A 14,638-nucleotide genomic window follows, 5' to 3' on the forward strand; every position below is an offset into this window, starting at 1 on the left:
AAACAAAAAGGATTTCGAGCTTTCTTCGATAAATCGAAACAATTCTCCAAAAAACTACGCTGGTTTAAGGCCTAGTAACCCTTCGAAGCCGATTTCGAAAGCGGCCCGACCAATAGCTTGAGTAGTCGATTCGTCTCCTCGGGCCATTATCGCACGCCAATCTTCAATCATCAATAACGATAGGGAGCCTTAAAGTATGTCGGTGAGATCTAAGTTTGCAAGATTCAGAATGGATTCGACTTTCACTTTTATAGCCACAGTGACTTTGGGCATTTCTTGTGCTAATCGTAGTTTGTAGTAGCGATAGTTCTCTTTTGCCTCATGCATCGCCGTAATGGGATCTGCACTCAGGTACAGGACCTTCATGACTTGGAGCGGATTCCAGCGTCCACCACCCAGATATGAGCCCATGCCCGACAGGATTTCTTTCGGAGTGGTATACCGCGGTCCGACGACTCTGAAGAATTCCGAATTCAAACTCATGGAGTCTTTTCGATGCCGTTTGAGCCATCGGCTAATTTCTCGGTACCGGGGATGGGCTTTTTGCTTCATTGGGCTATATAACAAATCGAATTGGGTTACATGTAACAAGTTGCGATTAGTTCCGCGGACATATCCGAGTACTCCTAACACTACTGGACTTCTCGAACATTTTACGGCAACGGGAAAGAGGGGGAGAGATAGCTTTAACCTACGGCAGGGAATGGAGTATCCCTTATGAGAGGAATTTCGCTTGCGAAACCTTCCTTGAATCGGAATACGGAACTATCTCATTCTTTCGTTCCGAGGTCCGATGATATGTTGTCTCGGGTTATTTATAGTTGCATTCAATTCTGATCTTCTCAACTTCTTCCTGCCCTCAGCCTCCTTACTTCGGCGGCACGTAGCCCCTCGGCGGCGTCACGACTTCAAAGTCCGAGCCCTTAATTTTTCGCAATTCTTCATGGAGAATCGGGATCCGTTCGTCCGGGGCCACCGAGATCGCCCAGTCGATGCCATTGTCCGCATTGAGCATCCCATAACGTTTCAAAGCTTCCAGGATAATCTTTGTCTCAGTTGAAAATTTCGATGTGTCGAAGTCCTTGCGCAGTCGGAAACGCTCGCCCATGCGCGGAAGGTTTTCATTCGTCTTTTGACTGGCGAAATGCGTGGCGGGATAAACATAAGCACGCCGGGTATTCTGAAACGTCGCCCGCAGGGCGTGTTCGATCTTGCCCCGTTTGAGTTCGTCATAGCGCACGACCGAAGGAAAAATCGGCAACCCGGCGGCGTCCGAACTCGTCCAACCATCGGGCCGAAGTTTATTTGTGGAGAGGTCGAAAATCGACGCCTGCTCGGCCGTCCAACCCTGGTTCGTTTTCGTCAGCCGGTAGAATTCGTAGAGCTTGCGATTGACGGGATCGACGACGATGCCATGCCGGTCACTATCCAGGTTTGGCTTGCCTCGCTGAACATCTTCCAGTGTCAAGGCTCTCAAGGCCGAATCTCCACGTTTGAAATGCGCGGGCCAGCCCTCGATCGTTACGTTATCGGGAACGGGATAGGGGCCTTTATCCGATTCCTCGCCGTAAGCGCTCAATTTGACATCGATCTTTTTTTGATCGGGCGGGACTAGAACGAAGCCCATATCCGGGCTGTAGCGCAGGGGTTTGTTTCCCCCAATGGCCGCGATCATCTTCGCCGAGTTAGAGGCCACAGGCCAAGTATCGACGGGTATGTTCCAGGGATTGTCCGGCGGAAATACTTCCAGTGCGGCGAGGATCGCGTCGGCCTCCGGCGTGTCGAACTGAATCGGCTTATCAAACTTCGGCATTGTGGTGGCTTTGAGCCGTTCCAATCGAGCCTTGTCGATGGTCACCCCCGGAGGATCCGCGGCATAAACAATCGTTTGTGCGAAAGCCACAAAGAGAAGACATGCCAGTCGCATAAATTGATCTTTCGTCAGGGGCTTAAAGAAAGAGGGAATACTAAAGAGGTTGTATATAGGCTTTCTGATTGAGCCAACTTGCTCGCTTCGCTGATTGGGCGGTGAGTGCCTGGCAGTTCCTGAAACCTCCCGCGAAGCAATTCTTTTTGCCGGAGAGTCGACTGGATAACTCCGGCCCCGTTTCCAATCGGAGGCGGAATTGACAGAGATTACTTCTGGGATCGGTCTTGCGATAAAGCAAGATGCTTTGAGCAGCTGCGGATTCGCTCGGACACTTCGCGGAACTTTTTTTTATTCGATTTTATGCATGGGAGCTAAAAACGAATTAACTTTTCTGTTGACTGAATCCAGTGCCAAGCTAAGATATAAATTATATGACCTGGGGGTACTTTTTAGTACGTAGGGCGAAAGCCCTACCGGGTCTCCCTTATTTCGCCTATGTTCCTCTTATATCTTGATGCTTCTGGAACTCCGCAAGCTTCCGACCAGAACACCAAACACTACGTTTTGGTCGGTCTCGGGCTGAAAGAATCGGATTGGTACAAGGCCGATTCCTCTCTCGGTTTAATCAAAAAGCGTTACCTGTATTCGAGTCAGGACATCAGTGAATTTGAGATTCACGTAAAGCAATTCGATTGCGATATTAAAGAGCAAAATGAGATTTCTGATTTCGAGAAGCTGTCCTACGAGGTGCGGCGCGAGAAGGTGCTCGAACTGCAACGCATCAAGATTGCCCGCGAACCCAAGCTAGAGCAAAAACTAAAGCGAATCAAACGATACAAGCAAACGGACCCCTACATTCATTTGAGCAGGACTGAGCGAACGAAACTTCTAGATGAAGTGCTGGAATTGATCAGCGGTCTCGACATCAAATTGTTTTCGGACGCAATAAGCAAATCGCATCCCTCCTTCATGAGCGGTTCGTTAGATCCAGTGAAAGGGGCTTTCACTCAGGTAGTAACTCGATTTGACAAGTTTCTGGATAACAGAGCAGTTTGGGAGGGTCGATATGCAGGTGAAGCTTACACGCATTTTGGTATGTTGATTTTGGACAACGACGGCGCAACCGAACAGACGATTCACAACTTGTTTTTGGATTTTAGAAAACGTGGGCATCCCTTCGGGAAATTGACCAAGGTAATCGATGTTCCATTCTTCGCGGAAAGTCATCAAGTGAGTGCACTTCAGCTGGCCGATGTTGTTGCAGCAGTAGTTCGCCGATATTTGGATAAAGGTGGGTTGTCGGGCAGCCGGGAAGAAGCCCGATTCCTGAAGCTATTCAAGTTTTTTGACAGAGACCCTTCTGGAAAACTTCATGGAATTCGACATTACATACCTGCGAAATCCTGTGACTGTCTTATTTGTCATGAACGTGGCCACGGACCTTTAGAACACGGAGTTAGCTAATAGCAGCCGCTTTTGAGCGGGAGTAGAAAGCGAAGGTCGTTCCCAGTTTAGCAAAATAAATCGCCAAGAAAAATATAGACGGTCTATAAGTTTTCTGGGTCCAATATCGCCCCTTTAAGCGATCCTGGAACTCTTAGCCAAGCAATAATCAGTTGTGCCCATTTCAACCCCTTAATGCGCCAAGCCTCCCGCGTACTTATTCGGCGCGCGGTTACCATAAAACGTGTATAGAACTGGCATTAAGTAGCGATCCACGAAAAGCGTGAGTATCATGCCGCCCACCACCACAATCGCCAGCGGTTTGGCCGTCTGAGCGCCGATCTTCGTCGACAGAGCGGCGGGGAGTAATCCCAAAATGGCCGTCATGGCGGTAATCATCACCGGTCGCACCCGCTTCCCGGCCCCTTGTACAATCGCCTCCTGCAAGGGTAGGCCCTGCAAGCGCAACGCATTGAAGTAAGAGATCATCAATAGGCCTTCCATGATCGCAATCCCAAACAGCGAGATAAAACCGACCGCCGCCGACACGCTGAAAGTAGTACCGGTGAGATACAGAGCCCAGATGCCCCCCACGGCCACATCGAAAACGTTGGAGAAAATCACAATCGCATCCAGGAACGAACGGAACGCCATGTAAAGGAAGATGAAAATCAAAATCAAGGAGAAAGGTACAATCCACAAGAGCCGTCTTTGAGCGTCTTCCATCTGCTCGAATTCACCGGCCCATACCATCCGATACGGAGACTGAATCAGATCCTTGGTTTTTTGTTGAGCTTCCTCGACCACGCTTCCCAGGTCCCGGCCGCGAACGCTGAATTTAATTGCGATGAGTCGTTTGCCTTGTTCGCGGAAGATGGCCGCAGCTCCGGCTCGCTCGAATTGTCCGTTCGGATCGGGAGCACCGTCCGGGCCGACCGGTGACACTAACTCCCGCAGCCGCAAACGAGGGGAATTGCTTAGTGGGTTGGCCGTGTTAGCGAGGCTGCCGGTGACTGACGGGGGCGGTAACGCATGGCCGGAAGCGCTGGGCGTGAAGCTGGAACCCTGCGGCAGAACCACCTGATTGTTCACGATATCGACGGGGATATCCAGGATTGATGATTCGTTGTTGCGCAGATTTAACGGCCAGCGAATCGAGATGTCGAACAGTTTTTCTCCTTCGACCATGCTCGACATCGCTTTGGCGCCGAGAGCACTGCTGACGACATTGTTGACGTCCGCCGTCATGACGCCCCAACGCTGACACTTTTCGGGATCGACTCGGAACTCCAGGTGCGACTGGCCCATTTCGTGAATGACGCCGACATCTTCCATTCCAGGAATATCCCGCAGCACGTTTTTGACTTTCTCAGCTAGAGATTCCAACTGCACGATATCGGGTCCGATGATCTTGACCGAGTTATCTCCTTTGAAACCGGAGAGGGCCTCCATCACGTTGTCGCGAATATTCTGCGAGAAATTCCAGACCACGCCGGGGATCTTGCGAGAGAATTCCTCGTTCATGCTCCTGATGACTTCGTCCTTGGTGCGGGCTCGCATTGGACCGTAAAGGATCGTTTTCCAGGTCGAGGTTTCTTCGATGATTTTGGGCCAGTCTTTGCGCGGCCGCATCGGCACGAAGTATTCGGTGTTTTCGTAGCCCTCGATATCGGTGCCATCGTCGGGCCGGCCGGACTGAGTAACGATCGATTCGACTTCGGGATAGGAAGCGATGATCAGACGGGCTTGTTTGGCGATCTGGATGTTGCGTTCCAGGGTCTGATTGAGGGGACCGGTGCTGCGAATCCAGAGATTGCCTTCCTCCAATTCGGGCATGAATTCGTGGCCGAGATGGGGAATGAGTGTGGCCGTGTAGACAATCAGTGAAGTCATCAAAAATAGGGTCATCCAGCGATATTTCAGGCAGAGCTTGAGCTGGAAGATATAGCGGGCTTTCAGGAAGCGCACCAGGAAGTTTTCGCGGACCGGCTTCAAGTTCTTGAAGAAGATCATGCAGAGTACGGGCGTGAGAGTGAGCGTCAGAAGCAAGGCTCCGGCCAGCGAAAACGCGTAGGTCTGGGCCATGGGTCGGAAGAGTTCTCCCTCCGCACCGGACATGGTGAACAGTGGCACGAACGCGCAGACCATGATTAATGTGGAGAAGAGCAGCGCGTTATCGATTTCGGTGACGAACTTGAGAATGCGATCCTTGATCGGCAGATCGGGATAATTTCCCGAGGCCAGGTTGCGGTAGATGTTCTCGACCATGATGACGGAAGAATCGACGATGATGCCGAAATCGACCGCACCGATCGAGAGCAGGTTGGCCGATTTGTCACGCAGAAAGAGCATCGAGAAAGCGAACAGCAGTGCCAGCGGAATGTTGACGGCAACTATCAGGGCCGTTTTGATGTTGCTGACGAACATGAAGAGGATGACGACGACCAGCAACACCCCCATGATCATATTTTCGCTGACCGTTTCGGTGGTGACGCTCAAGAGATCGGTGCGGTCGTAGTAGGGCTCAATGAAAACACCCGGTAGCCGTCGGCCGGATTCTGGATCATTGATCTCCTCGACCTTCTTTTTTACATCTTTCAGTGCGGGGAGTGTTTGTTCCCCTTTGCGCATCAGCACGATGCACTGCACCATGTCGGGTTCGTCGTGTCCGACCTCCAGAAGCGTTTCTTCGGAGCCCGGTTCTCGTTTGCGGTCGGCCTTCCAGTAACCCATCTGGCCGAGCCGGGTTTGATTACTGACGACCACTCCTTGTAAACCAATTAGGCCTGGGGAAACTCGGCCGCCGACCACCAGATCTTCCACGCGCACTGGCTGATTGTTGACCGAGGCAACCACCAAGGAGCGGATATCGCAAATCCGGCGATACTCCTCGTTTCGGAGAATGGCCGCGGCCTGATTGGGATCTTTAAGTCCGAGGACTTTATTCACCGGGTCCATGCCGCCACCGAATAACCCGACGCTACGAACGGTCAGTGCCACTTGGCCCTGATTGACGTAATCGCCACCGACGGTGGCGTTGCTATTTTGAATTGCATTTTGCAATTGGGACAGAGTAATGCCATAACGGCGTAACCGATCGGGATCGGCTTGTACCTCGTAGCGTCGGATCGTTCCGCCATAACTGGTGAGATCGACGACGCGCGGCACGGCCCGGAACTCCCGTTCCATCGTCCAGTCTTCCATCGCTTTCAAGTCGTTGAGTGTGTAGATCGGATTGCCGGCAGAGTTCTTGGGAGATGTTAAAACATAACGATAGATTTCACCCGTGGGGGACTCGGGAGAGATAGTTGGTTGCACGCCGGGAGGGAGCGGTTGCGAGATTGTGGCGATACGATTGATGACTTCCTGGCGGGCGGCTTCGTAAGTCCACTGGGATCCGTAGTTCCAGTTCATTTTCAAGTCGCTGAGGCCGAACAGCGACTTGCTGTGAATGAACTTCAGTCCCGGCATCCCGGCGAAGGTCACCTCAAGGGGAATCGTGACCTGCCGTTCGACTTCTTCTGCCGAGGCGCCAGGAAACTGGGCGTAAACTTCGACGATGGCAGGGGCCGGGTCGGGATACGCCTCGACGTTGACATTGAGGTAGGAATAGACCCCGATGCCGGCGAAGGCGAACGCCAGCAAAATCACAATGATGGGATTTTCCAGAGACCAGGCGATCAGCTTGCGAATCATGTTTTGAGTTCCGGATTAACTGGCTTTGCCCGATCGAGGGTTAAGGCTTTGCCGCTTCCTTGGTATCCTTTTTCGCCTGCGATTCCAGCTTGATCAGAGTCGATTTCAATTCGCCGGTACCCGCGTAAACGACTCGCTCGCCCGGTTTAAGTTCTTCGCGGGGCAGCAGGCCATCCTCGGCCTCTTTTTCGGTCAGTTGTTCGTCTTTAGGAAATGGCTTGCTGCGGACAAAAACGGTTTTCTCATAGCGGTGCGTCACCTGCACCCGCCGCATGGTGTAGATCGGTTTGGATGGGTCCATCTGAACGAAGACCACGCTTTGATTTCCATCGTCGATCAGGGCATCGATAGGAATCTCCACAACGTCGGCCGGGGGCGACACTGGCACTGTCGCCGAGACATATTGTCCGGCCCTCAGTCGCAGACCCGGATTTTCCACATAGCCCTTGATGACGGCCGTGTGCTGATTGGGATCAATCAGATAACCGATTTCGTCAATGTGACCGGGTAAGCCCGTTCCCGCATCCGCACCCGTGGTTCGAATCGACCACTTGCGGCTATCCTGATTCAGAGCTTCCAGTGTGGGCAGTTGATCTTCCGGGGCATTGGCAATCACCAATAGCCGATTCACTTCGGCGACCTGGAACAAGTTCACGGTGTTGTCAACGACCATCTCATCGACGTGCAGATTGCGTTCCACGATGATGCCGTCGAAGGGCGCTCGCAGCGTTACCCGGCCCCAAGGATTTTCGCTCACCTTCACCTCGCCTTTGGCGTTTGTTTCGGCCTTCTCTCCTTTGACCCAACGCCCTTCCTTGGTCTTCAGCCAGGCGTTCTTATCGGCACTGATTTTCTTGGCTTCGGCTTGCAGGGCATCGATGTCTTCTTGAGGAATGTCCCAGGCTTCGAGATTGTTGAGTGCGCGGTTGATGGCGTTGCGATCGCCCTGTACGGCCCGAATCGCACCGAGCATGAAGACTTCGGGAACTGCTTCGCGATGCTCTTCGGATTGGTCGAGAATCTTCTGATCGAGTTCGAGTTGAACCAGGGCATCCAGCAGATCGTTTTTCTTGGAGCCGACGTCGACGCTGTAGAAAACGCCGAGCACATCGCCTTTGCGAACGTGATCGCCCGGTCGAAGTTCGCGAAATTCTGTCTGGCCGGTCTTACGGTTGATGTCGGCCACCTGTCCGATTTCCACAACTCGGGCGGGAGCAAATCGGGCTCGAATACGAGCCAGTCGCGTAGGATCGAGTGCGGTGGAACCGGGCAGCACCAGGGGTTTCATCAGGGTGGGGGCCTTGGCCACCTCGATCATCTCCTTATTCCCTTTGCGTATTCCCAGCACAGTGCGAACTTCCTCGGGGACTTCCAGGCTGTGCGGCCGGTCGGCGAACAAGGACACTCCCGTGGTGGGGGGCTCTGCCTCCGGTTTCTGTTTCGGCTCCACTTTCTGTTTGGGTTCGCGGGCATGGAGGGGAATGCTCGGGAGTTGAATACCCAAGGAGAAGGCGAAAGCGCTTAGAACAACGCCGACCAGAATCAGGAAAAAGAATCCCTTGGCCAATCGCTGTCCCACAGCGAGTACAGGGGAACTTTGGGGAGCCGGAGCGATTTCCGGGCTGGGTGCGGGGGCGGGTGTCGCGGCCATGGGAACCTCAATTCAGTTGGCTCGAGTAAGCGTGTATCTCTGCGCGAAGTCTCTCCGAGAACGCTCCCAGGAAGCACCTGAGGCGATCGGGAACAACGCGAAAGACGTCAAAATCAATCAGAGAGAATGCGAATGCCGGTGCGAACGATCCGATCTTTCTTCGTGAGAAGTTACTGATCAATAATCCGCGGGCATTTCACGAAAAGTATGTAAGGCAAGTTTCGTGCCGAAGGCTGTGGTGAGCGGAAGGGCCACTATTTCTCGGTAAATTTGATCGAGTATGAGTATGAAAGGATTTTATGCTGGCGGAATGTGGTCGCCGGGAAATCAGGGTTGTGAGCGCGTCCCGGTCACAACCCCTGAGGCAAATTAGAAGTGCAATACGGCTTGAAGAACAAACCCTTGATTGGCGAGGTCGCCGCGGGAGGAGCCATTAATCAGACTGCCGACACTCCACCAGTATTCGTACTCGTAGCCAGCAAACAGACTGAATCCGGGGTTACTGGGAGAGGTCCAGTTCAGACCCAGCTGCAGATTAAGGATCGGGACATCGGTACCATCGTGAGATCGGTTCAGAGCCCAGAGTAAGGGACCGCCCGACCCGTTGGTGGACAAGGCGGAATAACCCTGAGTGATTTTGCCCAGGTCGGTTGTGAAGTCGAGACGGCCCAGCACCGAGAACCCTGTATCCCCGATTTTTCGACTCATTTCCAACCCGGCGTGGGGGCCGACGGCAAACAGGCTATTTGTTTCCTGCAGGGAGGCGATTCCGGAGCCAGCCGCCGCCTGATTGATGGGCTGATTGAATTGCGAATCGAGATAGAGCCAGAGTATGCGGGCTCCCACCGTCCACTTCATCTCCCACTGAGGCCAGAGAATGAACGCAAATTCTTTACTGGCGTAGTCGAGATCGATGATGTTGTAATTGAGTCTGCTACGAATCGACGCCGGGCCATCCAGGCCGAGAATGTTTTGGTTGCCCGAACTGGAGGTGCCGCGAAAGGCGACGATCAGATCGCCGTAGCCAGCAGGTAGTTGATAGCCCACGGAAACTTTGGGCGTGAGTGTCCAATCGAGTGGAGCCGAAGGGATCGCCACATTCGTCGAGGTTCCATTGGCGAGCTGAGACGAGTTTTGAACCGGACTGTTGAGGCCATCCTTGAAGTGCGGTTTCATCACGCCCAGTTCCAGATTGGTGAACCAGCCCGGCTGAGAGAACTGCGAGGGATCGAGGATCGGATCTTTTGTGAAGTAAGGCTCCTCCCAGAGATTACCTCTAACGGTGCCAGTTGGGGGTGCGGGAGCGAATAGTGAAGCAGGCAGTACCGGAACTTTCGGCATTTCCTGAAGGATCGTGCTGGAATCGGCCATGGTTGTCGGCGGCAAAGTGGTACTGTTGCTGGAGGGGGGCTGGGCCAGAGCCGGAGCGGACAGGAGGGCCGTCAGAGCAAGGGCCAGTAAAGGTTTACGAGTTTGATTCATGTCTAGCTCCTGAAATAGCAACCGCATCCAACGGTTCGAGCCTTTTCTGACCATACCGGCGATTCTGTGAAGTACATCAACGCCAACGAATTTTGATTCCAATCCAGCCGCAATCGAAAAAATCGGTTCCCCTCGCTATTGTCGAGGCACTGCCACCGAAGGCGACACACTATTATCCATTCTCGCGCTCGGAAGGGCGGGAGAAACACTCACCGGTGCGGGAGTGACAGTCCCAGCTAGGGGAGGCGTGGAACTCACGATAGGTACCAACGGCTGCGAAGCGGTTACCGCTGTCCTGGTATTCGTCGCTGAAAGCGGGGTCGAGCAGGAAGCGCAGGGTGTTGAACTCGCGGTCGGCACCGGCTGCGGGTGCGGGCAGGACCAAGGTTCGCTGCTGAAATTGGGCAACTCGGGCAAGTCTTTGGATGTTCCCAGTTGGTAAAGATCATCCGTTTGCAGGTAGTCGGCCACATTGACAACCGAAGTCCAGAGTTGGCCGAGGACACCCAGGTACGCGGTGACGGTGCTGGTCAAATTCTGCTGGGCGTTGACTATATCACCGAAGGAAGCGTTAGGATCAATCTTTCGGCGTTCAAACACACCCCGATAGTAACGAACTTGATCCGGAAGAATATCGCGCCGATAATATTCGACCGCATCCAGATTGGTTTGGTAGGCCGCGTACGCACTGGCTAGACCGTTGATCAAGTTGACTTCGACACGATGCGGCTCTTCGCTGGCTCGGACGACGCCTGCGGTGGCAGCTCGGATATTTCCTTTGTTCAAATCCCAGACCGGCAGGGGCACGCTGACCGAGAAAGTGTGGAACGTATTGAACGGGGCAAGAGTAAAATCATGCAGCAAATCGGCTCGGACTTCCACATCGGGGACCGGCGTCACCTGGGCCGATTTCAATTGAAAGAGACTTTTTTCTCGAGTGTTGCGGGCAACGAGAACATCGGTATGCTGTTTCAGCACAATCGCTTTGATTTTGTCGTAATCGTAATAGGGAATCGCGCGGTCGATACGTCCTTCAACGGTGCTAAGAGGTAGTTGGGGCAGACCAATGGTCGCCACCAGTTGCTTCCAGGCATAGGCGTAATTCACAATGGATTGTTTGTAAGCCAATCGAATGGTAAACGCTTGAGCCCGCAGAGCGGCCGGTTCGTGGCTGGCCGCCTGCCCCGCCGCCAGTAGTTCGGCCTGCAAGCGGAAAATCTCGTCGGTGAACTTCGCCAGGGTGCGGTTGATGCGAACCGTTTCCTGGGCCACGAGGTAGGCATAGTAGGCCGTGCGGACTTGAGTTGCCAGGTCGCTGCGAGCCCGCTTGTAGGCCAGTTCCGCATTCTTCAAATCCATCTGCGCGGCGGCCGCCTGCAATTTTAATTTTCCGCCCGTTTTGATCACTTGATCGACGTAGACGCCTTGGGCACCGGGTGAAGTCAAATTGCCGTTCGGAGTCGCTTCGTAGCCAACGGTCGGATTCGGGTAAGCACTGGCCTGCTGATAGTTCCCCTTGGCCGCTTCGACGTCGGAAGCCACTTGGCGAAGCACCGGATTATTGGCGGCGGCCAGCTGCTGCAGATCGCTGAGCGTGTAGGGCTTGCCATTCGGGCCAGGCACAGGCTGGGGTTCTTCGGGCAAGGCCTTCAATTCCGGGAAGAGATTCATCACGGCCTTATCCCGCTCCGCCTTGTCGGCTGGCAATTTCACCAGCGGTGCTTCCGCTCCCGGGATGCTATCCGGAATATGCAGCTCGAACTTTCGCAAAGTTTGAGAAGGCTGGGAAGTTTGCGTTGTGTTCGGAGTGTAGCTGGCTTGTTGAATTCCAGAGATCGTCGGATCACTACTCTGAGAAATCAGGCTGACTTTGGGTGTTGCGGGAACATCGGGAACGGCTGGCAGTTTGTTGGGAGTCGGATCTGCAACGGGTGTGGGAGCCACATCGAACGGCTTGGAAGCGTAGATCGATAGAGATTGGTCCACCGAATCCATGCGAGGAGCTTGGCAACCGCTACTGTAGAGCATGCAGCAAAGCAATAATATCCAACGCGCTGGCATGACTGTCTCCCCCATCGAGACACAATCGGAGCACAACCCGATAAGACGAGCTGTCTCCGATCTAATGAATGTGGGCAAAAGTTAAGTTCTTTATCGACTAGATCGGGGGGAAGCTTCATTATTTTCGATTTTTCCAAATTTATTTAAAGTTTTGAACTTCTGTTTGGGCAGTTCCTGCTCACGAACTGGCTAGATTTCGTTCATAAGCCTTTCCTGATGCATGCCGGCTGAAGTGCCGAGGGCCCGTGAGAACGTCCCTCTTTTGCATGGCACGCTAATTGCAAAAGTTCCCCTGAAGCATTGAACTCGTGAAATTCCCACGATGAATCTCCCGTAGTTGCCGGGAAAGAATGGCCGGCACGCATTCTTTCAGGAAGCGATCTTGTGATCGTTTGCTGTTCTTTATGGCCGGGAAACAGTCAGGCTCGGATGCGAGAACCCATTGTCCAAGAGAAAACTATGCCGAAACTGCTAGTCGTGGATAACGAACCCGAGCTACTTCATTCCATCGAGCAAGCCCTTCGATCGGAAAATCTCGATGTAGTCGGGGTGAGAAGTGGTCAAGAGGCATTTGAAATCCTCAGACGATTGCAACCCGACGTGGTTATGATCGACGTGCAATTGAAGGATGTTTCAGGCCTGGATCTTTTCGAATGGATTAAAGATCTCTACCCACGTCTTCCCGTTGTATTCCTTACTAATCAGGCCGATGCGGAAACGGCGATAGAAGTCATGAAGCGAGGTGCTTACGAGTATCTCGTAAAACCTCTCGATTTTGCTCTTCTACAGGATATTCTGCAACGCGCACTCGAACTTCATCGACCGTCGGCTATGCCGATTGTTGAAAAGAAGTTATCCTCTTTCTCCAATCGCTTTACCGATGTTATGGCTCGTACGACGAAGCTGTTGCAGGCCCGCGAACCGAATATTTACCGCTCCGTGACGGATGAGGTAGATCGGGCAATTCTGGAGGTGGTGCTGAATCATGTTAATGGAAATCAGTTACAGGCGAGTGAATTGCTGGGGATCTCCCGAACCACATTGCGTTTGAAGCTTCGGAGTCTAGGCATCTGCAAGTTCGAGTAGTAGCGGTAATTGTTTCGCTGGAAGTACTAAAGTACTTTTGGCAGATGGCCAAACGAACACAATTGAGCGGATTGACTTCCAAGATCGCGTTAAAACTTGGCTTCCGGGCGAAACAGGATATTTAAGTAGCCTGTGTATTCAGAATACGATTTTTGACCCGTCTTCGCATCGAATAGTTTGGCTTGCTCAAGAATCTGAATCTCAATATCTCGAGGTCGGGTTGCTTCGTTCGCTGGAGTGGATGTCAGAGCAAAGAATCTCGTCAGCAGGTGATCGAACCGTTCTGGATCTGCCAGAGATGGGTGCTGAAGGCGAGTTTCAGGTAGCTTCGATCGATCCTTGTCCGATAACGGAAGGAGAACATGGAAGGCGGGTCACGGGCATCTTCAGACATCGTCGAGGCTTGGTGTACGACTTATCCATCACAGGTACTAGCGATTTGGTGGGAGTTACTCGTTTGCATCCGATTTGGAGCGTTGATCGGGAAGATTGGATTGCGATGAAAGACCTGCTTGTCGGAGAGCGATTGTTGACTTCGACTGGAACAGCAACAGTTCTTGATCTAGTTGAACGAGGCGAAGAGCCGGTGTTCAACCTCGAAGTGGACGCCGACCACTGCTACCGGGTCGGGGAGCAAGGCATCCTGGTGCATAATGCGTCGGACCCGTGCTGCCGGATAGATGACGGCACCGGCACTCCTGGTCCCTATGCTGCACTCGAAAATACAGATGACCCAGACATTAAGGTGACAGCCTCACGAATGTTTGATCCGAGGCAGAAGGTCAAGATTCTAAACGCCAATGAAATGCGAAACGGAGGGATGCTTCGTTCTGACGACCCGGCTGATCCTGCTCCCTTGCTGGTGCGGCCCATACCGGTCAATCCACAGACATTCCCGAAACCGAGCAAACCACGGGACGCGAATGGGTTCCTCAATGAGGCGCAGGTAGACCACATTAACCCATTCGTCGTCGGGGGATCGAACAGCTACTGCAATGCCAGGCTGATCTCTCAAGAGTTGAACATCAGGAAGCGGCACGGAAAGGCATAAATTATGACTGATTCAGACGACTTCCCTTCGGTGTTCGCTCTATGGAGAGGAGCCATACTTGGTGGGATCATTAACGCCGTAATGACCACAGAAGACACATCGTTCGCTCCATTCCGACAGTGGATTCGGAACCACTATGTTGTGAATGGTGGCAATGGGCAAGAAGGCGTGATCTCGTTTTCGGGGGGACACTGGTATAGTGAAGGTCCTTTAGTGGGAGTATTTTTCTCGCCCCGTAGCAGTAGAAACCCACTTCTTGAACACCAAGAGTGGAAGGCAGATCAGGCTTTCGTCGGCG

Annotated in this window: 9 protein-coding genes; 3 read left to right on the forward strand and 6 right to left on the reverse strand. The window is 53.0% G+C overall.

Annotated features, from left to right (window positions below):
* Positions 1-189: 189 nt before the first annotated feature.
* On the reverse strand, positions 190-483 hold the full coding sequence (locus KIH39_RS00165; RefSeq protein WP_213497256.1) for an RES domain-containing protein: 294 nt from the start codon (positions 481-483) through the stop codon (positions 190-192).
* A gap of 385 nt (positions 484-868) precedes the next feature.
* Positions 869-1,927: a hypothetical protein gene (locus KIH39_RS00170; RefSeq protein WP_213497257.1), complete on the reverse strand. Its 1,059-nt coding sequence runs from the start codon at positions 1,925-1,927 to the stop codon at positions 869-871.
* Positions 1,928-2,365: 438 nt separating this feature from the next.
* On the opposite strand from KIH39_RS00170, the gene KIH39_RS00175 reads away from it, so the two are divergent.
* Positions 2,366-3,334 carry a DUF3800 domain-containing protein gene (locus KIH39_RS00175; protein ID WP_213497259.1) on the forward strand — a complete coding sequence of 323 codons (969 nt, stop codon included), beginning with the start codon at positions 2,366-2,368 and terminating at the stop codon, positions 3,332-3,334.
* Positions 3,335-3,505: 171 nt separating this feature from the next.
* Here KIH39_RS00175 and KIH39_RS00180 read toward each other — a convergent pair whose 3' ends face one another.
* The 4 genes from KIH39_RS00180 to KIH39_RS00195 form a co-directional block, all read right to left on the reverse strand.
* Positions 3,506-7,009 (reverse strand): efflux RND transporter permease subunit, encoded by a 3,504-nt coding sequence (locus tag KIH39_RS00180; protein WP_213497261.1) that lies wholly within the window; start codon positions 7,007-7,009, stop codon positions 3,506-3,508.
* Between the two features lie 40 nt (positions 7,010-7,049).
* The gene (locus KIH39_RS00185) at positions 7,050-8,660 is read right to left on the reverse strand and encodes an efflux RND transporter periplasmic adaptor subunit (RefSeq protein WP_213497263.1); all 1,611 of its coding nucleotides are present in this window, start codon (positions 8,658-8,660) and stop codon (positions 7,050-7,052) included.
* Positions 8,661-9,029: 369 nt separating this feature from the next.
* Complete coding sequence (locus tag KIH39_RS00190; protein WP_213497265.1) at positions 9,030-10,142, reverse strand: Lpg1974 family pore-forming outer membrane protein; 1,113 nt, start codon at positions 10,140-10,142, stop codon at positions 9,030-9,032.
* Between the two features lie 135 nt (positions 10,143-10,277).
* Positions 10,278-12,203, reverse strand: coding sequence for a TolC family protein (locus tag KIH39_RS00195; RefSeq protein WP_213497267.1), 1,926 nt, complete (start codon positions 12,201-12,203; stop codon positions 10,278-10,280).
* A gap of 459 nt (positions 12,204-12,662) precedes the next feature.
* On the opposite strand from KIH39_RS00195, the gene KIH39_RS00200 reads away from it, so the two are divergent.
* On the forward strand, positions 12,663-13,289 hold the full coding sequence (locus tag KIH39_RS00200; protein WP_213497268.1) for a response regulator: 627 nt from the start codon (positions 12,663-12,665) through the stop codon (positions 13,287-13,289).
* Between the two features lie 37 nt (positions 13,290-13,326).
* Positions 13,327-14,340, forward strand: a complete 1,014-nt coding sequence (locus KIH39_RS00205) for a polymorphic toxin-type HINT domain-containing protein (protein ID WP_213497270.1) — start codon at positions 13,327-13,329, stop codon at positions 14,338-14,340.
* The last annotated feature ends 298 nt before the right edge of the window (positions 14,341-14,638 follow it).

Source organism: Telmatocola sphagniphila (genome assembly GCF_018398935.1).
In the GTDB taxonomy this organism is placed as follows: domain Bacteria; phylum Planctomycetota; class Planctomycetia; order Gemmatales; family Gemmataceae; genus Telmatocola; species Telmatocola sphagniphila.